Source organism: Streptomyces melanosporofaciens, from assembly GCF_900105695.1.
GTDB classification, from domain to species: Bacteria; Actinomycetota; Actinomycetes; order Streptomycetales; family Streptomycetaceae; genus Streptomyces; species Streptomyces antimycoticus.
Genome location: NZ_FNST01000002.1, coordinates 118,294 through 141,586 on the forward strand (window position 1 = coordinate 118,294; position 23,293 = coordinate 141,586).

The following is a 23,293-nucleotide window of genomic DNA, read 5'->3' on the forward strand; positions in this document are numbered from 1 at the left end:
AACGACGAGTTTCCGAACGGCACAGGCACCTCCTCCACGCCCTGCACGAGTTCGAGCAGTTCTACAACGGACATCGACCACACCAAGGCATCGCCAACGCCAGACCGGTCCACCCCTTGCCCCCGCCGATCGACGAGCCGGACACATTAGCCCGCCTCAACATACGTCGGCACGATCGCCTCGGAGGCATCCTCCACGAATACCGACATGCAGCGTGACCTGCACGGATGAGATTTCTGGCAAGGGCAATGTCACCGTGGTCAGCGAGGGCATGGCCGTGCACAGTGCCTCAGGCGCCACACGGGCACAACTGCACGCCGCCGTGGACATCGCGCTGCAAGCCGTCATCGCCTACGCGCCCCGCGAAACTTCTGGTGCGCCGACGTAGTCGCCCTGGCGCTTCCGCTGACGCTGCCCGACAGCCAACTACGGGAACGAGGTAGGCCAGGTCAATGGGGCCAGTCCGCGAGACTCAGGCCCGCCAGCGGCGGTGCAACGTAGCCGACGATCGCCCGTTAAGGAAACCGGCCTTTGTCGCGATCATTGATGCATCCCCTTCACCACTCGAAGGGGGCATCACGCTGCCTGCACCCCCACTGCGGTAGACCGCACTACGCAGGGTGACAGCCGCACACCCCAGACACCCTCGAATACTCATGATCACAGCACGGGGGCGGTGCCCACGACGCACGGAACCCGTCACCGACCAGGCGACATCAGGTGCGGGAAAGCTTCGGGCCCGCTCAGCCACTCACCACACCGAGAAGGACCCGGACCGTCTCCGCCATCGTCTCCCGGCCCTGGGCGACGTAGGGGCGGGGGTCGGTCAGGTCGGGCCGGGCCCCCAGCGCTTCGCGGACCGCGCCGGTGAACGCGACGTTGAGAGCGGTACCGATGTTGATCTTCACGATGCCCGCCTGGACGGCTTGTCGCAGATCGTCGTCGCCGACGCCCGACGAACCGTGCAGCACCAGAGGTACGGGCACGGCCTCCCGCAGGCGTTCGATGAGCGCGTGGTCCAGGGTCGCGGAGCGTTCGGTCATCGCGTGGCTGCTGCCGACGGCGACGGCCAGGGCGTCCACGCCGGTGTCCGCGACATAGCGCGCCGCCTCCTGCGGGTCGGTGCGCACCCCGGCCGCGTGGGCGCTCGCGGGGGCGTCGGGCTTGCCGCCCACATAGCCGAGTTCGGCCTCCAGCCACAGGCCCGCGCCGTGGGCCCACTGGGCCGCGGCGCGGGTGGCGGCGAGGTTCTCGGCGTACGGCTGCGCCCCGGCGTCGAACATCGCGGAGGAGAACCCCGCGTCGGCCGCCGTGCGCAGCAGCCGCATGTCCGTCACGTGGTCCATGTGCAGTGCGACGTCGACGTCACAGGCCTTGCCGACCTCGGCCGCGGCCCGCGCGATCGGCTCGACCCGGCCGCCGTGGAACCGTACGGCGTTCTCGCTGATCTGCAGGATCACCCCCGGGGCGCCCGCGGCGGCTGCGCCGGCGGTGATCGCCTCGGCGTGCTCCAGCGTGATCACGTTGAACGCCGCGACGGCCCGGCCTGCGGCGGCGGCCTTCGAGACGAGTTCGCGCGTGGGAACCAGGGGCATAAAGGTGTCCCCTCGCTTTCATGTCGGTTCGGTGAGTACGGGCCGGTGTCGGCCCGTATTGCTGCGTGGTTCGGCCGGTACGGATATGTGGGCGATCAGGACTTCTGCGGGGCCGGACTCACGTCCGCGCCGTCGTCCGCCGCGCCCGGGGCCACGGAGTTCTCGCCGCTCTTCTCGTCGCTGTAGACCATCAGGGTCGAGCCTGCGAGGGCCAGCACGATACCGAGGGCGCCCCATACGTTGGGGAGCGTTTGGTAGACGGCCAGGGACAGCACGATGGTCAGCACCGGTGCCAGTGCGTTGGTGATGGGGGCGACGACCGTGGCCTTGCCCCGGCTGAACGCCATGACCAGGAACAGCGCGCCGACCGCGTTGAGGACCTGCGTCACCGCGGTGAGCGCGGGCGCCTGCCACGGAGCGTCGGACGGGAATTCGCCCATCATCACGAACGCCACCGGAACCAGCAGCAGTCCGCTGATGGTCATCCAGCCGAAGGTCGTCGCGTCGTTGACCCCGACCACCGCGGCCTTGCGCATGCAGAACGCCTGCACGCCCCAGGCGACGCAGATCAGGATGGCCATCAGCAGCCACGGGCCGTGCGAGTTCGAGTCGTCCTTGCCGCTGGGAATGCTGAGCAGCACGATCGCCGCCAGTGCCGCGACGACACCCACTAGGGCGAGCCGGTTGATCCGCTCCCGCAGCAGCGCCATCGCCATGAGGACGGTGACCACCGGGGAGAGCGACACCAGGGGGAAGATGAGGTACGCCGGGCCGTTGGCGAGCGCGTGGAACAGCAAGAGTTGGCCGCCTGCGCCGGTCAGTCCCGCGATCAGTCCGTACACGGCGGCGATCGGCCGGCGGTCGAACGTGTTGCCGCGCATCGCGAAGTACGCGGGTATGAGCATCGTGAAGGCCCAGATGATGTAGATCATCTCGTTGGGGTAGCCGTACCTGCTGTTCGGCTCGCTGGAGAAGGCGCCCCACACACCCCAGAACAGGACCAGCAGCGACGCGTACACGATCCAGCTCTTTGTGCCTCTGTTCATCGGTCGTCCTCTCCTGAGGCAGGGGTCCCGGGGGCCATGCGCAGCGCGTCGAGCGCGGGCTGGTCGAGCGGGGTTCCGGCGAGTTTTGCCGCGTACAGGGCGGCGCCTACGACAGGCTCGTAGAGAGGGTGTCGCAGCTCATAGTTGGTAAAACGATTCTTCAGTCCGGAGGCGAACGCCTCCAGAACCGTGTGGGCGCCGAAGGTGCCGCCGGAGTAGGAGACCGGTACGGTCTCGTCCGGGCCGAACTCCAGCCGCTCGCGGGTGACTTCGACGAGCAGGGCGAGTTCCCGGCCGGCGTCGGTGAGGATCTCCGTGGCGGCCTCGTCGCCCAGAGCGGCCGCCTCGGCCACCGAGCGGCTGAGCGCGGCGATCCGGCTCCGGTCGCCCTGCCACTGGTTGTGGACGACATCGATCACGTCGAGGTCGGACGCGAGATCCAGGTGGCGCCGGAACACCTCGGCCAGGGGGCCCTCGGGGAGCCGTCCGTCGCCCATCCGTGAGAAGGCGTTGAGGCCCCGGACCGCGATCCAGTGCGCCGATCCCTCGTCGCCGAACATCTCGCTCCAGCCACCGACGCGCACGCCCCGGCCCAGCCGCTCGCCGTAGGTCATCGAACCGGTGCCGCTGATGACGTTGATGCCGTCGACCGCGCCCAGTGAACCGGCCCAGCCGCAGACCATGTCGTTGTCGCAGGCGTAGCGGTCGTGCCCGAGCACCGCTCGCGGGGTCGCGTTCAGGACGGGCAGATCGCGGGCCGCCTCCCCGTAACCGGGCAGCCCGAAAAAGGCGTACTCGATGTCGGCAGGGGTCAGCCCGGCCGCCGCGCAGACAGCTTCGACGCCTTCCTTCAGCACACGCTCGACAAGCTCGATGCCGTGGGAGAAGTAGTACGAACTTGCCGCCTGCGCTCGCGCCACGACTTGTCCGGACCGGTCGACCATGCAGAATGCGGTTTTCGTACCGCCACCGTCGACACCTAGGAACATCGTTGTACCTCCGTCCGGCGCCCTCGAACCGCGCCGTCGATGCCTTTGATCAGTTGTGCAAGGAGTGCAAGGTCACGCCCTGCACCACGCGGTTGACCTCACCCGAGGGGAACGGGTTGTCGGGCCGCAGGCACCGGGCCAGAGAGGCACGCAGGGCGATGAGCTGGGCGTACACCACGGCGGACAGCGCCAGGGCGACATCCTCGACGCCATCGAGGCCCGGAAGCGGCCAGGCGTCGGTGCCTGTGCCCTCCGTTCCCGCGCCGGAGTCCGCGGAGACCGTGACGACGCTGCCGGCGGGCAGATTTCCGCGCAGCTCCGCATAGATGTCCTGGTCGTACTTGCGGGTGTACGGGTCGTTTGACATGTACACCACCGCGACCGAACGGTCGTTGAGCACCGCCTTGGGACCGTGCCGGAATCCCAGCGAGGATTCCGCGACGGCCATGAGCGTCCCACCGGTGAGCTCGAGCACCTTCAGCGCCGACTCCTCGGCGAGGCCCTTCAGCGGGCCGCTGCCGAGGAAGACGATCCGCTCGGGCGCGCTCTCCAGGAGGGCGCCGACGGTGCGGTCGACAGCGCTGCTGTCGGTGATCGACTCGGCTGCCCGGGCCAGGCGTTCGGCGACGCCGTCGTAGGCGGTGCCGCCCAGGGCGAGCAGTGCCGCGAGTGTCATGCACGTGAAGCTCGACGTCATGGCGAAGCCGCGGTCGTTGGACCCGGGCGGCATCAACAGCACGTGGGACTTCGGCAGCTCCGCGTGTTCGCGCGCCAGGCGGCCCTGCTCGTTGCAAGTGATCACGAGGTGGTGCACCTCGGAGAGAACCTGGTCGGCCAGCGCGGTGGCGGCCACGGACTCGGGGCTGTCGCCCGACCGTGCGAAGGAGACCAGCAGCGTGGGCACGTCCTCGGCGAGACAGCCGCGGGGGTCGGCGACGAGGTCCGTGGTGGCAACCGCGTCGACGCGCCGTCCCAGACGCCGGGCCAGGGCGGGCTGGAGCACCTGGCCGGCGAAGGCGGAGGTGCCGGCGCCGGTGAGCACCACGCGCAGGTCGCCGCGGGCGACGAGCGGACGCAGGAAGGGGTCCAGCGAGTCCCGGGAGGCCGAGACGATCCGGTCGACCTCGCGCCACAGCGCGGGCTGCTGGGCGATCTCGCGGACGGTGTGGGCAGCGCCGTCGTCCAAGGACAGCGTGCCGGAGGGCGTGGTCACACGTGCTCCTTCTGGTTCGGGCGGGAGGCGCGGTCGTAGTCGCGCAGAACATCGCGGACGTGGTCCACGGCCAGGTCGCGCGGCCGGGCGGCGAGCTCGCCGTGGCGGACACGGGCGTACTGGAGCGGAAGATGTGCGCTGAGCAGCGGCAGGGGGATGTCCACGGCCGAGAGGTTGTCCAGGAGCCGGGCCTGGGCCTTTTCGATCTCGGGGTCGGGCCAGTAGTAGCGCATCCGGTCGCTGTAGCTGTAGCGGCGTGCGAGGCGCTGCTCGGCGGCGCCGCCCGGGTAGTAGCCCTCCCATGTGGCCGGCTCCGCGAGCATCCGCCGCTCGACGACCTCGGCAAGCCGTGACCGCTCGGCGGCCGGCACCAGTTCGTCCTCGATCGCGGCGAGGGCGAACAGCGCCTCGCGCAGGGCGAAGGTCAGTCCGGGGCCCACCTTGAGGACCGCCCAGTGGTCCTCGACCAGCGCGGTGAGCGCCTCGGCGGTCTGGTAGTCGGTCGAGTGGGCCTCGTAGACCATGGTGGGCTCGTCGTCGAGGACCTTGCGCAGTTCCTCGGTCAGCTCCCGCCGGTAGTCGACGACCTGAAGGTGGTCGAACTCGACGGCCGGCTGGACGACGAGGGCCATGACGCGCTTCCAGACCTCGTCGATGCCGTGCCGGGCGAAGGCCTTGCGGTGCTGCTCCAGAGTGGTGCGCGCCGCCTCGGGCGTGGTCGGGACGAGCGCGCCGAGCGTCTCGTGCGCGCCGCCGGGTGTGGGCACCTCGGTACCGATCACGTACCGGATCCGCTCGGCCCGCTCGGGGCCGGCCGTCTCCTCGGCCACGCGGATCAGCCGCGCGGCGCGTTCGGCGACCACGTCGTCGGTCAGCGGTACGGGGTCACCGGCGCAGGCGAAGCTGCAGTCCAGGTGGATTTTGGTGAAGTCCGCCGCCACGTAGGCGGCGACCAGGGCGTCGGCCCGCTCCATCGCCTCGTCGGGCGTCAGGGACTGCCACCGGTTCGGTCCGAGGTGGTCGCCGCCGAGAATCACGCGCTCCAGTGGCAGACCACTTTCGGCGGCGATGCGGTACACGAGGTCGCGGAAGTCCGCGGGCCGCATGCCCGTGTAACCGCCGTACTGGTCAACCTGGTTCGAGGTCGCCTCCACCAGTACATGACCGCCGCTCTCCCGTGCTTGCACCACGGCTGCCTCGATGACCAGTGGATGAGCCGAACACACCGAGGTGATGCCCTGCGGCTGTCCGGCCTTCTGGCGCCGGACCACCTCGCTCAATGGGCTCTGCATTGCCAACCCCTTACTCAACGTGCATTTGAGCCCTTCCGCCACGTTGGCCCGGAGCCCAGAGGGGACGGTACTGGTCTCATTAGTGTCCGTCAATAGTCTTATTTTGGTATGCATCTGGTATTCGATACCGCGCATCACGTCCGCCCCGCAGCTGGTACGTGGTGCAGGAGGAGAGTCTCCGTGACCTGCGGTGATCAATCAGCCCTGATTGGTGATGGAGGCCCGGAACCGGTAGCGGTCCCCCCGGTAGACCTGGACGGTCAGTTCGATCGGGCGTGATTCCTGGTTCGACGTCAGCTGGGTCGCGACGAGCATCGGCATGGTCTCCCCGATCTCGAACAGCTCGATCTCCCGTGGCGTCGGGTGGCGGGCCTCGACCGAGTAGTCGGCGACGCGGGGCAGCTGCGGCGGGTCGGCGGCGCGCAGGGTGGCGTAGAGCGAGGCCGTGTTGAAGTCGGTTTCGGCCAGGGCCGGGCAGGCCGCCAAAGGAAGCCGGTTGTGCTCGAGCACGACCAGCAGACCGTCGAGGAAGCGCAGTCGGTGGAGGTCGAAGAGGTCGGCGCCCGGAGCGATCCGGAGCTGCTCGGCCTCGGACACCGTGGCCGGGCGGACGGTGGCGGAGAGCACCTTGCCGGCCGTCGTCAAGCCGTTGGCCTGGGCATAGTCGGCGAACCCCTGGACCTGCGGGGCCGCCGAGCCGGACGTCATCGTCGCCTCGGGGAGCAGACCGAGCTCGGCGACGAACCACCCGCGCGACGACGACGGCCGCACGATGCCCCGTGACTCCAATTGCGCGAGGGCCGCTCGCAGCGTCACGCGCGACACGGCGTACCGCTCGACCAGAGCCCGCTCGGAGGGCAGCCGGTCGCCGGGGCGGGCAGCAGCGGCGCGCAGGTCCTCGAGCAACTGCGTGGCCGTGCGCTCGTACAACGGGAGGGCATCATCCCCGAACAGACCTCTGGGCATCGGCGTTCTCGCATCCGTCATACCAGAAACATACCAATTCGATCGACGGCGCGAACCCTCGTCCGGGCGGCCCACCCGTTGACATGCCACTCGAATACCACTTACGTTCTCGCAGCAGGCCACCCGGTGATGAAGAAGTCGCCCGTGAGCGACCTTCCGTTTCGCCGTGCCCCGGGCACCCTCCGGTGATCGAGGCAGCGTTGTCGCAGCTCACCGAGGATGGCCGCGCACTGCCGCCGGAGGCGACCTCGCACCGGGGCGCCCGTTCGGACGCCACGCCGTCCCCCGACCCCACCCGACCCACTGCGAAAACCAGTAGCAGACCAGGCATCGACCAGCCTTACGGACGGTCGCCTCGTCGCGAGCACGCGGCTCGACTCTGAACGATCCACCACGACGGACAGAAGGCAGCTGCCCCAGTCGGGCACGCACGACCGAAAGAGAGTTCGACATGACGGACATGAACCGGCGAAGCGTACTGAAGGTCGCGCTGGGGGGTGCCGGCCTGGCCGCCATCCCCGCCGTGGCCATGGGCGCCTCACCCGCGGCCGCCGCACCGAACTCGGATCCTGACCTCGTCGGAGTCGGCGACACCTCCATCACCCTGGAGTTCGACGACCAACTGCGAAGCCGGGTCGCGCTTAAGGGCGTCGACCTCACCCGCTTCGACGCCGGCGAAGCCCTGCTGGTGGGCGACAAGGCCATCGAGGCGTTCGCCTACCGCGGACACCGGACCCGCGCCACCCGGCACCCCCGCCACGGCGCGGGCGTCCGGGTGACGATCGAGGGCACGTCCAAGGAAGGCGTGCACAAGACGGTCGAGCTGACCTCCTTCGAGCGTCTTACCGGCATGATCGTGATGAAGGTGACCTACACCAACAGGTCCTCCACCGCACTGAAGGTCACCGGGTGGCGCAACGGAGCCCACGAACTCCTGGAGACCCCCGGCGGCTTCTATACCTTCTCCGGCACCACGTACACGGACCGCCGCGACTGGGTGATGCCGGTGAAGGACGGCTACGTCCAGGAGAACTCGCTGGGGATGGACTCCTCCGACTACGGCGGCGGCACCCCGCTGGCGACCGTCTGGCGCCGGGGCGCGGGCCTTTCCGTCGGACACGTCGAGCCCGTGGCGACGATCCTGCGCATGCCGGTCCGCAAGACGGACGCCGGAGCGAGCATCGCCATCCAGGACGACACCGCCCGCACCCTGAAGCCGGGCCGTCGGCTCAGCACCGACACCACGTTCCTGACCGCCCTCCCGGGCGACCACTTCGTGCCGCTCCAGCGGTACCGCGACTACATGAGCGACATCGGCCAGCGCGCTCCCAAGGTCCCCGCCTCGGCCTTCGAGCCCATCTGGTGTGCCTGGGGCTACGAGCGCGACTTCACCGTCGAGCAGGTCACCGGAACGCTGCCGAAGGCGCACGAGGTCGGCCTGCGCTGGGTCGTGCTCGATGACGGCTGGCAGACCAACGAGGGCGACTGGGACATCAACACGACGAAGTTCCCGCGCGGCGAAGCGGACATGCGGGCCTTCACCAAGGAGATACGGGACGCCGGCCTGCGACCGCGCCTGTGGTGGGCCCCGCTGGCGGCGGACCCCGACAGCAACCTGATCCGGGACCGCTCCGACATGCTGTTGCTGGACCGCGACGGCAACAAGCAGGACGTCACCTGGTGGGACGCCTACACGCTCTGCCCGGCCTACCGGCCGACCGTGGACTACTTCGTCGAGCAGGCGAAGAGGTTCATCGGCGACTGGGGCTACGAGGGGCTCAAGATCGACGGCCAGCACCTCAACAGCGTCGCACCCTGCTACAACCCGAAGCACCGGCACGCCCGCCCCGAGGAATCCACCGAGGGCGTGGCGCGGTTCTGGAAGGCGATCCACGAAGCCGCGCACGCGGCGAACCCCGACGCCCTCGTCGAACTCTGCCCCTGCGGCACCGCCTTCGCCTTCCACAACCTGCCCTACGTCGACCAGTACCCCAGCTCGGACCCGGAGTCCTCCTACCAGGTCCGGAGCAAGGGCAAGTCGATGAAGGCGCTGATGGGCGCGGGCAGCAGCTACGCCGTCGACCACGTCGAACTGAGTGACAACGGCGACGACTTCGCGTCCTCCTACGGGGTCGGAGCCGTCCTGTCGACCAAGTTCACCCTCCCCGGCACCGGAGCCCCGGACAAGGCGACCGACCTCACCCCGGAGAAGGAGGTCCTCTGGCGCAAGTGGGTGTCCCTGTACGAGAAGAACATGCTGCCCACCGGCGAGTACCGCGGTGAGCTGTACGACATCGGCTTCGACAAGCCCGAGGCGCATGTCGTGGCCACGAAGCGGACCCTCCACTACGCCTTCTACGCCGACCAGTGGGACGGGACGGTCGAGCTGCGCGGTCTGGGCCGCACGCGGTACCGCCTGACCGACCCGTTCACCGGCAAGTCACTCGGAACTGCCACTGCTCAGCACAACACCGTGAAGCTGTCCTTCGAGCGGTTCCAGCTCATCGTGGCCGAGCCCATCGGCTGATCGGCGGACGGCCGTGGCGATGCTCTTTGATCATGCGAGTGGCGTGCCACAGGCTTGCCGGGCCCCGCTTCCCCCGGCAGGTCAGGTGGCGGCTCGGACCCGGCATGGCCGGTAAGGTCGCGCTGGTCCTGGGCGTCACCGTCGGTCACCTGGCGGACCGGCACGGGGCGCGCGGCGTCTACGAGGTGAGCTGGACCGGATGTGGTCGGCGGAGCACGCGCACACGTCGTACGCCTTCCTGCTGCGGCCGGTGCCGGGGGAGGAAGGCGTACGACGTGGGCGCGGCGGACGGTCAGTTGAGGGCGACGCCTCGGGTACGGACTGCCGAGTTGACGGCGCTGTGGCGGCTCTGCGGTGGGGTGAAGCACCAGGAGATCGAAGGCGACGAGCAGGAGGAGGTCGCCTCGGGGGTCTTCCTCCCGGGCGGAGTCGTCCTCACTCCGGGGCAGGCGATGTCCGCGGTGTTTCTCGGCGGCGACCACGGGTGGGGCTGCCCTTGCCGGAAACCTCATCCGCCCTGGTGGGGGCGGTTCTCCGGGTTTCCCGAAATCTGGCCGCGGTCGCTCGCGCTCGCGCTCGCGCGCAGTTGCCGTCAGCGCGTCATGATGATCGATCGTGCTGCTGCGACTGGCTTACCTGAGTGTGACGAACGCGTTCGCGATGCTGCGCCTGCTGCCGATGACCGACCGGGACAAGGACGCGGAGATCCTCGCCCTGCGCCACCAGATCACCGTGCTGGAACGCCAACTCGGCAAGGACAAGCTCCGGTTCACGCCGAGCGATCGGGCATTCCTGGCGGCGCTGCTGCACCGACTGCCACCGCACGTCCTGCGACAGTTACGGCTGCTCCTACGCCCCGACACGGTGCTGCGTTGGCACCGCGACCTCGTCGCACGCCGCCATGCCGTCTCTTGCCGACCCAAACGCCCGGGACGACCGCGTACCGTGCGCTCGATCCGCATCCTGGTACTGCGGCTGGCGAAGGAGAACCCGAGCTGGGGGTACAGGCGCCTGCACGGCGAGCTGCTCGTGCTGGGGCTGAGCGTGGGCGCGTCCACCGTCTGGGAAATCCTGAAGGAGGCCGGCATCGATCCTGCGCCCGAGCGGAACTCCAGTACCTGGGCCAGTTTTCTGCGTTCCCGGGCTGAGGCGCTTCTGGCCCGTGACTTCATGGAAACAGTCACCCTGTCGGGGATACGGATATACGTGCTCGTGGTGATCGAACACGGCAGTCGCCGGATCCGCGTCCTGGGCGCCACGACGCATCCGATCGCCTCCTGGGTAGCCCAAGCGGCGAAGAACCTCGTCATGGACCTCGAAGACCTCCGCTGCCGGGCACGGTTCATGATCCGGGACCAGGACGGGAAGTTCCCCGAACTGTTCGATGCCGTCCTCAAGGACGCGGGGATCGACGTCGTGCTCAGCGGTATCCAGATGCCACGAATGAACTCGATCATGGAGCGCTGGATACAGACCTGTCGCCGCGAGCTCCTGGACCGGACGTTGATCTGGAACCAGCGACACCTTCTGCACACCCTGCGCGAGTTCGAGCACTTCTACAACGGACACCGACCACACCAGGGCATCGCCAACGCCAGACCGCTGTACTCCTTGCCCCCGCCGATCGACGATCCGGACACGTTAGCCCGCCTCGCCATACGTCGACGCGATCGCCTCGGCGGCATCCTCCATGAGTACCGACATGCAGCGTGACCTGCACGGATGAAGTTTCCGGCAAGGGCAGGGCTACCAGGCCGACGCGTTCACCATCGACTGGAAGTACCAGCAGGTCACCTGCCCCCAGGGACAGGTCAGCTCCTCCTGGAGCCCCTGCACCCAGCACGGCTATCCGATGATCGTGGTCGCTTTCACCAAGCCGACCTGCGGCCCCTGTCCGGTCCGGGAGTTGTGCACCAGCCAGCAGGGGCAGACCGTGCCACTCCTCCGGCACATCGGCCGGCGAGCGCCCTGGACATGCCGTGCCGGGTCTGCGAACCGGTGGGGTGTTGACGGTACGCCCGTGACGGCCGGTGGCGGAGGCGAGCTGTTCGACCAGCCCGTTGAGCCCCTGCCGGGCCAGGTTCTCGGACAGGAGCGTCCCTGCCAGGGCCCGTAGTCATCGTCCGGGAACAGCAGGCCCTCGGGTCGTCCCGATCAACGGCAACAGCTACCGGCTCAAGAACCGCCTCCAGACCATCGAACGGGACACCAACGTGGCCTGAGTAGTGGTGCACGTATCTCTGTACTTGGTGGTGCACTCAGACGAGTACGGGGACATCAGTAAACGGTTGAGACGGGATCGAACCTATTGCTGTCCCGTCGAGTGCTCTTGACGGTAGCGACGAGTCGCGCGAGATCGCCGGTACTGATCAACGATGAGGGCGGCGACCGGGGCGAGGGTTGGTCTTGAACGGCCGCGGCCGAGATCGTGCAGTTGCGAGGTGATGCTTGCCTGTATCGCCGCCGCGCGAAGTGATTTGGATCGGAGAGAGGATCGCGGGGCTGGGACCTCGCCGTCCTCGCCCGCGAGCCAGCCGAGGGGGGCATCGGGCTGTTGCGCGAGCGCGGTCGCGACACCGACGAGAGAGAATCCGCGCGCCAGCACGGCTTCCGCGACCCGTGCCCGGCGGATCCCGCCGGTGAGCATGAGGGGAACCGAGGCGTCCGTAACGAGCTCCCCGGCGAGTTTGAGGAAGTATGCCTCGCGCTCCAGGGTCCGCTCGTCTGCCGGATGACCGGCCGTGGCAAGTGACTCGATGCTCCCGCCTGACAGCTCGACGAAGTCGACACTGTCGCTCAGCCACTCGATGACATGGCGTGCGTCTTGGAGGTCGAAGCCACCACGTTGGAAGTCCGCCGAGTTGAGCTTGACGGCAACGCCGAAATTCGGTGACACGCGCGCGCGGACAGCCGCCACAACGTCGAGGAGCAGCCTGGCACGGTTGTGGAGGGAGCCTCCCCACTGATCGGTCCGCTTATTGACCAGCGGGGAGAGGAACTGAGCAAGGAGATACCCGTGCGCGGCGTGGATCTCGACACCGGCGAACCCCGCCCGGTCCGCGAGTTCCGCTGTGACCGCGAACCGTTCCACGGTGTCCCGGATGTCGCTCGCCGTCATCGGCGTTGGCGGGGGAAAGAATTTCGAAAGCGGGCCTACGTCCACGGGGACCGCCGAGGGCGCCAGTGCCCGCGATCCGGTGTCTCGCCGGACGACTCGCCCCGGGTGGTTGATCTGCATCCAGAGCGAACTCGTCCGCGCCGCCGCCGCCCACTCCCGGAAGGGTGCGAGGTCGCTGGTGGCGTCCAGGACGATATCGGCCGGCTGTGCCACGGCCGACCGGTCAACCATGACGTGTCCCGTCAGCATCATTCCCACACCACCCGCGTCCCAGGTGCGATAGAGCGTCACGAGTCGGCTGTCGGGATGGCTTCTCCTGCCCGCGAGCTGCTCCTCCATCGCTGCCTTCGCAAGACGATTGGGGAGAGTGATACCGCTGGACAATCGGAGCGGTGAGGTGAGCTCCGGAGCAGTGGCTCGCTTGCCGATCTGCAACTCGGACGTCATCGCTGGAGCACCAGCTTTCCGGTGGCCCGTCCCGCGCGGCTCTCGTCGATCGCCGCGTTCACGCCCTCCAGCGTCAGCGGGAAGGACCGAGAAAGGTGCACGCGGACCCGGCCGTCGTCCACCAATTCGTTCACACGCCGCAGCAGGGCCCCGGAAGCCTTGAGGAAGACAGGAATGTACTTCGTGCCTCGCGGGCCCGCGCCCCGTAGCCTGCGAGCGGCGATCGTCGATGCGAGTTGGACTGCGGAGGCGAGTGTGACCACGCCGTCCTCGTCGCGCGCGATCGTCACGAAGCGCCCTCCCGGACGCAGAACTCGCTGAGCTTGAATCCACTGCTCGCGGCCGCCGACGCAGTCGATCACCACATCGAACGAGTCCGCGCCGAAGCTGGACGACACATCGGTCTCATTCCTGTCAATGACCTCGTCCGCCCCCATGGACCGCACGAACTCCTGGTTGCGTGCGCTGGAGACACCGACTACGAAAGCCCCGGCCGCGCGTGCCATCTGGACAGCGAGGTGACCGACGCCTCCGGACGCTCCGATCACCGCGACGCGGGTTCCGGCCGCGACCTGACCGCGGTCCAGGCAGGTCATCGCTATCTGCGCCGCAAGCGGGAGCGCGGCTGATTCGGCGAAGTCCAGCCCCGCCGGCGCGTGGGCGAGAAGCTCCACTGACACATTGACGTACTCCGAGGCGCCGCCCCCGTCGATCTCGTTGTCGGCATGCACCCGGTCACCCAGGCGGAACGAGGTGACCTGATCCCCGACTGCGGTGACGACACCGGCAAGGTCGAAAAGCGGCGTGAACGGGAAGCGACGGCGGGCGATGAGGCGCCGGTTCCCCTCGATCATCTGCCAGTCGATGGGGTTGACCGCTGCCGCCCGGACATGAACCTGCACCTCCCGAGGCCCTGGAGCGCGGACGGGAACCACCTCTGACAGTGCGAGCACGTCACGAACCGCTCCGTAGTGGCTCTGCACGATCGCCTGTTGGGTGTGCGGCACTACATGGGAAGTCATCGAGGAGCCCTTTCGAGAGAGCACCGGTCTGCGGGACGGTGCGGGAGGAAGCCGGGCGGTGCGCGCAGGGTGAGCCCACGCTGAGGCCATCCCGACCAAGTATTGGACCACTGAAACACTACTGCACTCTGAGTTCAATAGTGATCTGCCGGGCTGAGAGGGGCTACCCTCGAGGAATGGCAAAGTTGTCCGTTGGGCCCGAAGATCCGCGCGTGGCACGCACGCGGCGCGACGTCATCAGAGCGAGTGCCGCGTCACTGCTGGAAGATGGCTGGGAGGCGACGACACACGCCGAGGTCGCCCGGAGAGCCGGATATTCGAAGGCGACCATCTACGCGCACTGGCCCACACCCGTCGATCTCATGCGGGATGCGATCGCCCAGATCTGTGACGACGCCACCCATCCGCCGACCAGCGGAAATCTCCACGAAGACCTTCATGACTCGCTGACTGCGCTTGCGCTGACACTGTCGGAAGGCCGATACGACCGGTTGATGGCAAGCGTCATCGAACGCGCCGGCCACGACGAAGGCGCGCGAGACCTCCGAGACCGCCTCTACCAGACCGCCACGACCGGAGTCCGCGGCATCCTCGGCGCGCACCTTCAGCCCGGTGATGTCGAGCCCTGCCTGGCCATGCTGGTAGGCGCAGTCCTCGTCCGCGCGACCTACGAGGGCGAAGCGGTGACCCCCGCGTTCATCACCGACATCATCGATCGCGCTCTCGACCGCACCACGCTCAGAGGGAGTTGAGTCCTATCGGGTAGCGGCTTCGTCCGGCCTACTGACAAAGCGACATCCGGCCGATGGTCTCCCCGGCCGTCACGGGGGCGGCGCACAGGCTGCAGGTCGAGTCCGTGGGGCCTGGCTTGGTGTGGGCAGGCCGCCCGGGCGTTGACTGCGGCGAGGGCCGGGCGGTAAGTGAGCTGCATCGCCGGGGCGTTAGCGGCGATGCCCGTGTGTAGCGTGGCGATCGCCTCCCGCAGCACCTTGCCCACTGGGAACGGAACCCGAACGGCCTCGACCAGGAGCCTCCGCAATCGTAGCCACCGACCTGTTCCACATCGATACGGTCTTCCTGCGGCGCTGGTTCGTACTGTTCTTCATCAACCACGGCACCCGGCGGGTGCACATCGCCGGCATCACCCGACACCCGACCGGACCCTGGCGTTTCCGGCACCCACAGGCGCCGGACCGACTCACCGAACCCGGACCACCTACCGCCACCGACAACACTCGAGTCCTTCGACGCGATCGACTCGACGGCCTCATCCATGAATACACGCAGGTCGCATAGGGTGACACCGTTTTCGACACCCACACCCTTCACGACGCCCGCCATCCCACCTGTTGCTCCCGCTCACTGCAATGAGACACAACGCCTCAGGATAATAGCCGCTTGGCACACTATTTACATGGCCACACCCCTTGCGGACTGTCCCTTTACAGCGCCGCAGATTCCGCTACGGCACTCACGCCCTGGGAGTGCCCTATCTACCGGCGGACACCAAGGGGCTTTGCCACGTCTTGACACAAGCCCTCCACTGCGGCCAAGACACCCGCGCGCGAGCTGCCTGCGAAAACTGGCCGGAGAGATCCTCGCCGGTCCGCCCTCCCCCTGTCGCATGGGGAGCACGACACCGTGCTCCCACCGCGAAAGGTGCTCGAGAGCCGACAAGGGCTCCTTATGCCTCTCGATGCAGAGAGCATCCGGATCGATGGGGTGACTGCAGGGGCCTACGGTTGACGACGGCGCGCAGGGGCGCGGTACGGCGCTGTAGGTCTACCGGATCGGGTGACGGACGAATCGGGCACCGTTGACACGTCTGCGAGTTGGGAGCACGAGGGCTCCCGGAGGGCTCCCCATTGCTCCCAGCCCGGAAACGGTTAAGGCCGCTTCCGCTACCCACGGAAACGGCCTCCGACCTGCGAAAACGCTGGTCGGGACGACAGGATTTGAACCTGCGACCCCTTGACCCCCAGCCGCGCGGCAATTCTTCTCTTATATTCCACTTTAGACTCTCGCGGACCTGGCGCGCCGTCAAGCTCCATACGGGGTCATACGCTGCAGTCGTCAAGTGGCAACCCTGTGCGCCCCCGCAGGCGTGGACTCACAGGAAATGTGGGACGTGTGTGCGAGGATTCGCGGCGGGTGTTCATTCAGTGACGACCCGAGTGGGCCGGGGAGGGAAGCGTTGTCGTTACGTGATCTGATCCGTGACGAAATGGCCGCGTCGAGACCTCGTTCGGAGCGGTTGGCGGCGCTGCGTTCGGCGCGGCTGTATTCTCAGCGGCCGGATGAGCCGGGCTTCCTGGTCTCGGATACGGAGCACGGGCCGGTGGTGCCGGTTTTCACCTCCTTGGACCGGCTCGCGCTGTTCGCCGGGCCGTGCGGATGGGCGTCGACCACCGTGGAAGATCTGGCGGAACTGCTGCCCGAGGGCATGCGCGCGTTGGTGGACCCGCTGGGCCCACGGGCGTTCGTACTGGACACCGGAGCACTTCAGCCCACGTACGGGCAGGGAGGGCACGATGACGGAACATGACGGGGGAGCATCGAGCTCCGGTGGCCCGAAGCCGGGTGATGGCTACAGGATTGAGATCGCGTCGGTGCGTAAGGTACTGCAGCCGCTGGAGGAGTCCGTCGTCGCCGCCCGCAAGATCAAGGGCGACTGGAAGACGCTGGCCGAGACCATCCAGAACTCGGCCGACTTCGACATCTATGACTCGGCCGAGAAGATGCTCTCGTCCTGGGGTTTCGGCATGGGGCAGGTGGCCGAGCATACGAAGACCGTGGTCGAGACACTCCGGCAGGTCATCGCCGCCTACATCATGGCCGATCTGCTGCGCATCAAGGACTTCTCTCCGACCGCGGACAACATGGCCAAGCTGCCCTTCGGTGAAGCAGGTCTGAAGGCGTGGCAGGCGGGGTCCCGGCCGAAGTTCGACCCGCCGCCTGAGATCTATCAGGAGCCGTGGCTCGACGACAGCGGGACCGGCGGTACCCAGGACGTGCCCACCAACCCCCGCAAGCGCTATGACGGCGGCTGGGAAGTCGACGGCGGGTCGAAGGGAACGATCGCATGACCCAGCGCGATGCCACAGAGGGTGGCACGGCCGAGCGGATACCGCCGGGTGCCAAGCCATCAGAGGTCATCTACGGCAGCCCGTCGGATATCGAGGACCTGGCGGTCAAGCTGCGCGCGTACGCCGGCGCGTTCAAGGACGGGCAGGACAAGCTGGACGTCCTGTCCCTGATGGACTGGACCGGGGCAGGTGCGGAGGGTTTCCAGGACGCCACCCGGAAGCTCCCCAGGGAACTGGAATCCGCCCAGACCTACTTCAAAGCGGCCGCGAATGCCCTGGACGACTACGCCGAAAAGCTGCGCTCGGTCCACAACCGCGTCAAGCCGATCATCGAGGACGCCGACGACGCCCGGGCCGCCTCCAAGCGCTACTGGAACAAGGTCACCGACTACAACGCCGCCGTCGACCGGAAGGACGATCCGCTGCCGGAACGTCCACCGGAGGACGACCCGGGCCTGGCCGCCCTGGAGAGCTGCTACGGCCGACTGGACACGCTGGAGAGCGAGCTCCAACTCGTCATCGACGCGGCCAAACGCAAACTCGACAAAGCCGCCGAGAACGCCCCGCACAAACCCCCGGCCCCCAAGGGCTGGGACAAGTTCAAACAGACCCTCGGGGACTACGCCGGCGGCACCACCGACACACTGGGCAGCTGGTACGACGACTTCGACGACCTCGTCCACGACGGGCCCGATGGGCTCGGCTTGCGGCTGGCAAGCACCGTGGACGGCGTCGCCTACGCCGCCGAACACCCCAAGGAGTTCGCCAAGGCCGTCACCAACTGGGACGAATGGCAGCGCAACCCCGCCCGCGCCGCCGGCCAACTCACCCCCGACCTCCTCCTCGCCCTGGCCACCGGCGGCACCGGCGCCGCACGCCGCGGCGCCAACGCAGCCAAGAACGCCACCCAACGCCTACTCAACCGCGAACGCGCACTCCGCCGCGACGGCAGCGCCCGCAAGCGCACCGACGCCAATCCGGACAAGAACAACACGCCCAACGAGGAGCGACCCAAAACCGGCGAGCCGATCGACGTGGCCACCGGCGAGATGGTCATGTCCGACACCGACATCACCCTGCCCGGCGCCCTGCCGCTGATCCTGGAACGGCACTACGTCTCCGGGCACCCGTGCGGGGGCTGGTTCGGCCACACCTGGGCCGGCACACTCGACCAACGCCTGGAGATCGACGACGCCGGCGTCGTCTACATCACCGACGACGGCATGCTCCTCACCTACCCGATCCCGGAACCCGACGTCCCCACACCGCCCACCTCCGGCCCCCGCTGGCCACTGTGCTGGGACGGCAAACCGGACGGCACCTTCACCATCACCATCCCGGAGCGCAACCGAACCCTCCACTTCGCCCCACTGCCAGGAGGCGGCCGAGAGCTGGCTCTGACGGCGATCACCGACCGGACCGGCGCAGGCGACCGCATCGACGTCACCTACGACCCACAAGGCGCCCCCACGGGAATCGTGCACTCCGGTGGCTATCACATCGCGGTCGACACCGATCCAAAACTGCTGCGGATCACGGCCCTGCGCCTGCTGCACGGCGAAACCCATGAACACAGCACCACCCTGATCTCCTTCGGCTACACCAAAGCCGGGGACCTGGCAGAGGTCATCAACTCCACCGGCAAGGCGCTGCGGTACCAATACGACGACGAACACCGCGTCACATCATGGACGGACCGCAACGGCACTACCTATGCCTACGTCTACGACCACCGAGGCCGCGTACTGCGCGGCATCGGACCGGACGGCATCCTCTCCGGCCGCCTGCACTACGACACGCAAGCCCGAACCACCCGCTACACCGACTCCCAGGGCAACACCACCACCTATGTCTGCAACGAGGCGTACAAGGTCATCGCCGAGACCGACCCGCTGGGCAACACCACCCGCACCGAATGGGACGAATCCAACGGCCACCCCATCGCCGTGACCGACCCCCTGGGCCACATCACCCGCTACCGCTACGACGACCAGGGTCGACTGATCGCCGTCGAGCGCCCCGATGGCACCGTGACCGAAGCCGCTTACGACGGCCAAGGGCTACCTGTCGAGATTCGCGAGCCCGGCGGCTCAGTATGGCGTCACGTTTACGACGACCGCGGAGCTCGCACGGCTACCACCGATCCAACAGGTGCCACGACTCATTATGCATACGACGGGAATGGCCACCTCTCAGCGATCACCGACGCCCTGGGCCACACCACCCACTTCCACCGAGGCCCCCACGGCCAGGTTACGGCCATCACCGACCCCCTAGGTCACACCACCCGCCACGGCTGGACCATCGAAGGCAAACCTGCCTGGCGCGAGAGTCCCGACGGCTACCGCGAAATATGGCAATGGGACACCGAAGGCAACCTCGCCCAGCACACCGACCAAGCTGGACACACCACCACCTACACCCACACCCACTTCGATCAGCCCGCCACCCGCACCGACCCCGACGGCGCCCACTACGCCTTCACCTACGACACCGAACTACGCCTCACCACCGTCACCAACTCCCAGGGCAAGCAGTGGCAGTACACGTACGACGCCGCAGGGCATCTGGTTACGGAGACCGACTTCAACGGCGCGACACACACCTACGAGCGCGATGCCGCGGGGCGCCTCACCGCCCGATCCAATGCTCTCGGCGAAACCCTGCGGTACACCCTCGATGCCGCCGGACGCATCATCGCGCAGAACGATGAGACCACCGGCGAGCAGACGACCTACACCTATGACGCAAACGGCGCCCTGGTCCATGCGGCAACACCAACCACGGAACTAATCCGGAAACACGATCAACTCGGGCGCATCATCTCGGAGACAATCAACGGCCACACAACGGCCCACCGATACGACGCCCTGGGCCGACGCACTCTTCGCACCACCCCCACGGGGCTGACCTCCATCTGGTCCTGGGACGCAGCAAGCCGCCCATCCACCCTCACCACCGCCGGCCACACCCTCACCTTCACGCACGACGCCGCTGGCCGTGAAACTCAACGCACCACAGGAGAAGTCGCCCTCACCCAAGGCTGGGACGTAGCGAATCGCCTTACGGCCCAAAGCCTCGCTGTCTCGCCTCATGACCTGCTCCAGCACCGCACCTACACCTACCGTCCTGACGGATACGTCACCCAAGTCCGCGAACTCACCACCGGGACACGCAACTTCACGGTCGACCCCATGGGACGAGTGACGGGAGTCCAGGCACACGGCTGGACGGAGAAGTACGCTTTCGACATAGCAGGCAACCAAACCCACGCCACCGCACCCGACCACGCCGCGGCGGGCGACCGAGTCTACGAAGGCACCATCATCCGCCGTGCGGGGCGCACCATCTACGAACACGACGCTGTCGGCCGCCTGGTCCGCCGCACCCGCAAGCTGCTCAACGGCCAGACCCGTACCTGGACGTACGTCTGGAACGCCGAAAACCGCCTCACCAAGGTCACCACCCCGAAGGGCGACCGATGGCAGTACACCTACGACCCCCTCGGCCGCCGCACCTCAAAACGGCTCCTCCAAAACGATGGCACGGTCACCAAGGACATTCACTTCGCCTGGGACACTACTCGCCTGGTTGAACAAACTACCTCGGATGGAACAGCGACGACCTGGGACTACGCGCCCGGAACCGACCGCCCGATATCCCAATCCACCCACCAGGGACCTGCAGCCGTTCCGCATAACACCCACTCACCCCTTGCGTTCTCCGACACCCCCCAGTCCGAATACGACACCCGGTTCCACGCGATCATCACGGACCTGGTCGGCACGCCCACCGAACTAGTCGCTCCCGACGGCACGCTTGTTTGGCAACTCCGCACCACCGTCTGGGGCACACCTCTGCCCGCACCACGAAACGACCTGGAGTGCCCGCTCCGTTTCCCCGGCCAATACGCAGACCCGGAAACCGGCCTAAGCTACAACCACTTCCGCTACTACGACCCGGAAACCGCCCGCTACATCACCCAGGACCCCCTCGGTCTCAAACCGGCATCCAATCCCGGCGCCTACGTGCACAACCCGTATACGTGGAGCGACCCGCTCGGCCTCGCACCCAAGTGCCCTGTAGCGAAGGCCAAGGCTGCCGTGGACAAGATCATCGAGCGCGCCCAAGAGGGCAAGCTGAGAAAGTCCACCAACTACCATCCACATTTCGACAACGACGAACGAGTCTTGGAGATCCTGAAGAACCCGGACGCGGTATACCTATCCGAAGGAAACCGCGGAAATCTCATTTTCAGGCAAGGCGATGACATCGTGGTCACAAAGGGGGCAGGTGCTGGCGCAGGCGATGTCATCACCGGCTACGGCCCATCCGGGGTCAAGGGCGAATCCGGAGCCGAAGCGCTGGGCGGATCACCTACCGATCCCGGACACCCGGTAACCCATGACGACATCGTGAACGGTAAAATCCCGGACACCAGGGGTGGCCACATGGCGCCCGCCAAGCAGATCCGATAAGGACGACATTCATGGTGAGGTTCTCGGTCGGCGACACCGTGAATGCTGAAACCACACGGAACCCGCTGACATTTACTCCGCGATTCGATTTCATTGATCTTCAGGTGATCGTCGCATCGTATACGGGCCCGAACGAGCGCGAGCAGCATCTGGCCCACACCTTCGGCAGCATGCAGTGGCTGTGGTCGGAGAATGACGAGTTCCGGTTCGACCAGGGCAGCCGGGAGCTGTCCCACGCCACGTTCTACGTGCCCCGGGAATCCGCTCCCTCCCCCCTCTGCCACAATGCGCCCCACATGCCACAGAGACTGCCCGGCGGGCTGCGTACGGACACCACGCAGAACTTCGCCCTCCCCCAGGCAACGATCTTCTGCTGCGATCCTGAAGCGTCCGAGTTGCGGTGCTACCGGGACCTCAGTGCTCTCGACGGAGAGCCGGACGCCCTGATCGGCATCGCCCCCGACGTGAGCCTCCTTGTCAAGGAAGGCGGGGTAGCCGGCTGGAGCCTCACCGATCCCGCGCGGTATCTGACAGATGGTTTCGCAGACCCTGAGGCCACGCCGCCCTCTCACACCACCCGGCTCCGGCTGGCCGAGTGTCTCAACCTGGTCACCGCGCCGCTCATCGACGAGGTCATGGACCAGGACGCAGACACTTGGCGCAGGCTCCGGGCAATCGAGCACGCCCTACACGACCAACAGGACGACCGGAACCGCGCGACCATCATGCACCGGGTCATCAGTCGTCTGATCGAGGACTACGATTCCTAGTGCCGCATCAGGCAACGTTGGCCCCGCCGTGACGCGTCGCTTGGTTTGCTGCGCTGGGCGGCGCCGGACGGCCAGAATGTTCACGTGGCTGAGCGTGTGCGGGTCCGGGAGATTGATGACGACGAGGGCAGGCGGTTGCTGCTGTTCATCCGCAGAGGCACCGGATCGGTGGTGACCTTGCGTTTGCCGAAAATATCATCCGCCCTGGTGAGAGGTGGTGTGCGCGGTGTATGGGAGGTCGACCGGCGGAGTCGCCCGAGCGGGTGCTCTCGCGAGGCTGGCGCTCGCGGCGGCAAGATGTGAACCGCCCCGGGTTCGGTAGAGATCTCAGGTTGTGGTTGTGACCTGGGGATTCGTGAGTTCGGTGTAGTAGGTGGCTTCGTACTCGACCGGTGGGACGTGGCCTATCTCACCGTGGAGTCTGCGGTGGTTGTACCAGTCAACGTATTCAGCGGGTGGCGAGTTCGACCTCGGACAGCGTCTTCCAGGGCCGCCGGGGTTTGATCAGCTCGATCTTGAACAGACCGATCGTGCTCTCCATCAGGGCATTGTCGTAGGCGTCTCCGACTGATCCGATCGAGGCGGCGATGCCGGCGGCTGAAGGGTGTCTTTATTGGCGTACGGTGGTTGACCTGGGGCTTTGCGATCGTCCAAGTATGGGCATGATCGGTGATCGTGGGTATGCGACTGCTCTACCTGATCTTCTGCCGACTGCTTGGTTGCCTCCTCTTAGGGCGTGCAGAT

The 23,293-nt window shown here is 67.2% G+C and carries 16 protein-coding genes and 1 pseudogene; 8 read left to right on the plus strand and 9 right to left on the minus strand.

Features of this window, described 5'->3' with window-relative positions; translation table 11 throughout:
* Positions 1 to 214 precede the first annotated feature (214 nt).
* Positions 215 to 388 carry a hypothetical protein gene (locus BLV72_RS46430; protein ID WP_208905512.1) on the plus strand — a complete coding sequence of 58 codons (174 nt, stop codon included), beginning with the start codon at positions 215 to 217 and terminating at the stop codon, positions 386 to 388.
* A 355-nt stretch (positions 389 to 743) separates the two neighbouring features.
* Here BLV72_RS46430 and BLV72_RS03225 read toward each other — a convergent pair whose 3' ends face one another.
* The 6 genes from BLV72_RS03225 to BLV72_RS03250 form a co-directional block, all read right to left on the minus strand.
* Complete coding sequence (locus tag BLV72_RS03225; RefSeq protein ID WP_059149134.1) at positions 744 to 1,595, minus strand: class II fructose-bisphosphate aldolase; 852 nt, start codon at positions 1,593 to 1,595, stop codon at positions 744 to 746.
* A gap of 95 nt (positions 1,596 to 1,690) precedes the next feature.
* Positions 1,691 to 2,641 carry a DMT family transporter gene (locus BLV72_RS03230; RefSeq protein WP_093460174.1) on the minus strand — a complete coding sequence of 317 codons (951 nt, stop codon included), beginning with the start codon at positions 2,639 to 2,641 and terminating at the stop codon, positions 1,691 to 1,693.
* Positions 2,638 to 3,630, minus strand: coding sequence for a BadF/BadG/BcrA/BcrD ATPase family protein (locus BLV72_RS03235; RefSeq protein WP_014059471.1), 993 nt, complete (start codon positions 3,628 to 3,630; stop codon positions 2,638 to 2,640). The genes BLV72_RS03230 and BLV72_RS03235 overlap by 4 nt, the downstream gene beginning before the upstream one ends.
* 49 nt (positions 3,631 to 3,679) lie before the next feature.
* A complete protein-coding gene (locus tag BLV72_RS03240) occupies positions 3,680 to 4,843 on the minus strand; it encodes an SIS domain-containing protein (protein WP_093460176.1) in 1,164 nt (387 codons plus the stop codon).
* On the minus strand, positions 4,840 to 6,135 hold the full coding sequence (locus BLV72_RS03245) for a D-tagatose-bisphosphate aldolase, class II, non-catalytic subunit (RefSeq protein WP_093460177.1): 1,296 nt from the start codon (positions 6,133 to 6,135) through the stop codon (positions 4,840 to 4,842). The genes BLV72_RS03240 and BLV72_RS03245 overlap by 4 nt, the downstream gene beginning before the upstream one ends.
* A gap of 198 nt (positions 6,136 to 6,333) precedes the next feature.
* Entirely contained in the window at positions 6,334 to 7,122 is a 789-nt protein-coding gene (locus BLV72_RS03250; RefSeq protein ID WP_043236804.1) for a GntR family transcriptional regulator, read from the minus strand.
* A gap of 430 nt (positions 7,123 to 7,552) precedes the next feature.
* Between BLV72_RS03250 and BLV72_RS03255 the strand changes: the two genes are divergently transcribed.
* Both BLV72_RS03255 and BLV72_RS03260 read left to right on the plus strand, forming a co-directional pair.
* Positions 7,553 to 9,628 carry a glycoside hydrolase family 36 protein gene (locus BLV72_RS03255; protein WP_093460179.1) on the plus strand — a complete coding sequence of 692 codons (2,076 nt, stop codon included), beginning with the start codon at positions 7,553 to 7,555 and terminating at the stop codon, positions 9,626 to 9,628.
* 615 nt (positions 9,629 to 10,243) lie between these two features.
* Positions 10,244 to 11,341, plus strand: coding sequence for an integrase core domain-containing protein (locus BLV72_RS03260; RefSeq protein WP_093460180.1), 1,098 nt, complete (start codon positions 10,244 to 10,246; stop codon positions 11,339 to 11,341).
* A gap of 592 nt (positions 11,342 to 11,933) precedes the next feature.
* On the opposite strand, the gene BLV72_RS03265 is transcribed toward BLV72_RS03260, so the two are convergent.
* Positions 11,934 to 13,193, minus strand: coding sequence for an NADH:flavin oxidoreductase/NADH oxidase family protein (locus BLV72_RS03265; protein ID WP_093460182.1), 1,260 nt, complete (start codon positions 13,191 to 13,193; stop codon positions 11,934 to 11,936).
* Entirely contained in the window at positions 13,190 to 14,215 is a 1,026-nt protein-coding gene (locus BLV72_RS03270) for an NAD(P)-dependent alcohol dehydrogenase (protein ID WP_093460183.1), read from the minus strand. Before BLV72_RS03270 ends, BLV72_RS03265 begins: the two co-directional genes overlap by 4 nt.
* A gap of 176 nt (positions 14,216 to 14,391) precedes the next feature.
* On the opposite strand from BLV72_RS03270, the gene BLV72_RS03275 reads away from it, so the two are divergent.
* The 5 genes from BLV72_RS03275 to BLV72_RS03300 all read left to right on the plus strand — a co-directional run bounded on the left by BLV72_RS03275 (position 14,392) and on the right by BLV72_RS03300 (position 22,549).
* The gene (locus BLV72_RS03275) at positions 14,392 to 14,967 is read left to right on the plus strand and encodes a TetR/AcrR family transcriptional regulator (protein ID WP_093460185.1); all 576 of its coding nucleotides are present in this window, start codon (positions 14,392 to 14,394) and stop codon (positions 14,965 to 14,967) included.
* 1,442 nt (positions 14,968 to 16,409) lie between these two features.
* On the plus strand, positions 16,410 to 16,760 hold the full coding sequence (locus BLV72_RS03285; RefSeq protein WP_093460187.1) for an SseB family protein: 351 nt from the start codon (positions 16,410 to 16,412) through the stop codon (positions 16,758 to 16,760).
* Positions 16,747 to 17,301 carry a hypothetical protein gene (locus tag BLV72_RS03290; protein ID WP_093460188.1) on the plus strand — a complete coding sequence of 185 codons (555 nt, stop codon included), beginning with the start codon at positions 16,747 to 16,749 and terminating at the stop codon, positions 17,299 to 17,301. Before BLV72_RS03285 ends, BLV72_RS03290 begins: the two co-directional genes overlap by 14 nt.
* Complete coding sequence (locus tag BLV72_RS03295) at positions 17,298 to 21,779, plus strand: putative T7SS-secreted protein (protein ID WP_093460189.1); 4,482 nt, start codon at positions 17,298 to 17,300, stop codon at positions 21,777 to 21,779. Before BLV72_RS03290 ends, BLV72_RS03295 begins: the two co-directional genes overlap by 4 nt.
* An 11-nt stretch (positions 21,780 to 21,790) precedes the next feature.
* Positions 21,791 to 22,549: a hypothetical protein gene (locus tag BLV72_RS03300; protein WP_093460190.1), complete on the plus strand. Its 759-nt coding sequence runs from the start codon at positions 21,791 to 21,793 to the stop codon at positions 22,547 to 22,549.
* A gap of 327 nt (positions 22,550 to 22,876) precedes the next feature.
* Here BLV72_RS03300 and BLV72_RS49515 read toward each other — a convergent pair.
* Positions 22,877 to 23,144 (minus strand): annotated as a pseudogene (locus tag BLV72_RS49515) (integrase core domain-containing protein); the annotation flags it as partial.
* Between the last annotated feature and the right edge of the window lie 149 nt (positions 23,145 to 23,293).

Bases quoted from the DNA above. Each gene is read 5' to 3' on its own strand.
- BLV72_RS03225 (WP_059149134.1), bottom strand. From the start codon at position 1,595: ATGCCCCTGGTTCCCACGCGCGAACTCGTCTCGAAGGCCGCCGCCGCA.
- BLV72_RS03230 (WP_093460174.1), bottom strand. From the start codon at position 2,641: ATGAACAGAGGCACAAAGAGCTGGATCGTGTACGCGTCGCTGCTGGTC.
- BLV72_RS03235 (WP_014059471.1), bottom strand. From the start codon at position 3,630: ATGTTCCTAGGTGTCGACGGTGGCGGTACGAAAACCGCATTCTGCATG.
- BLV72_RS03245 (WP_093460177.1), bottom strand. From the start codon at position 6,135: ATGCAGAGCCCATTGAGCGAGGTGGTCCGGCGCCAGAAGGCCGGACAG.
- BLV72_RS03250 (WP_043236804.1), bottom strand. From the start codon at position 7,122: ATGACGGATGCGAGAACGCCGATGCCCAGAGGTCTGTTCGGGGATGAT.
- BLV72_RS03255 (WP_093460179.1), top strand. From the start codon at position 7,553: ATGACGGACATGAACCGGCGAAGCGTACTGAAGGTCGCGCTGGGGGGT.
- BLV72_RS03265 (WP_093460182.1), bottom strand. From the start codon at position 13,193: ATGACGTCCGAGTTGCAGATCGGCAAGCGAGCCACTGCTCCGGAGCTC.
- BLV72_RS03270 (WP_093460183.1), bottom strand. From the start codon at position 14,215: ATGACTTCCCATGTAGTGCCGCACACCCAACAGGCGATCGTGCAGAGC.
- BLV72_RS03275 (WP_093460185.1), top strand. From the start codon at position 14,392: ATGGCAAAGTTGTCCGTTGGGCCCGAAGATCCGCGCGTGGCACGCACG.
- BLV72_RS03290 (WP_093460188.1), top strand. From the start codon at position 16,747: ATGACGGAACATGACGGGGGAGCATCGAGCTCCGGTGGCCCGAAGCCG.
- BLV72_RS03295 (WP_093460189.1), top strand. From the start codon at position 17,298: ATGACCCAGCGCGATGCCACAGAGGGTGGCACGGCCGAGCGGATACCG.
- BLV72_RS03300 (WP_093460190.1), top strand. From the start codon at position 21,791: ATGGTGAGGTTCTCGGTCGGCGACACCGTGAATGCTGAAACCACACGG.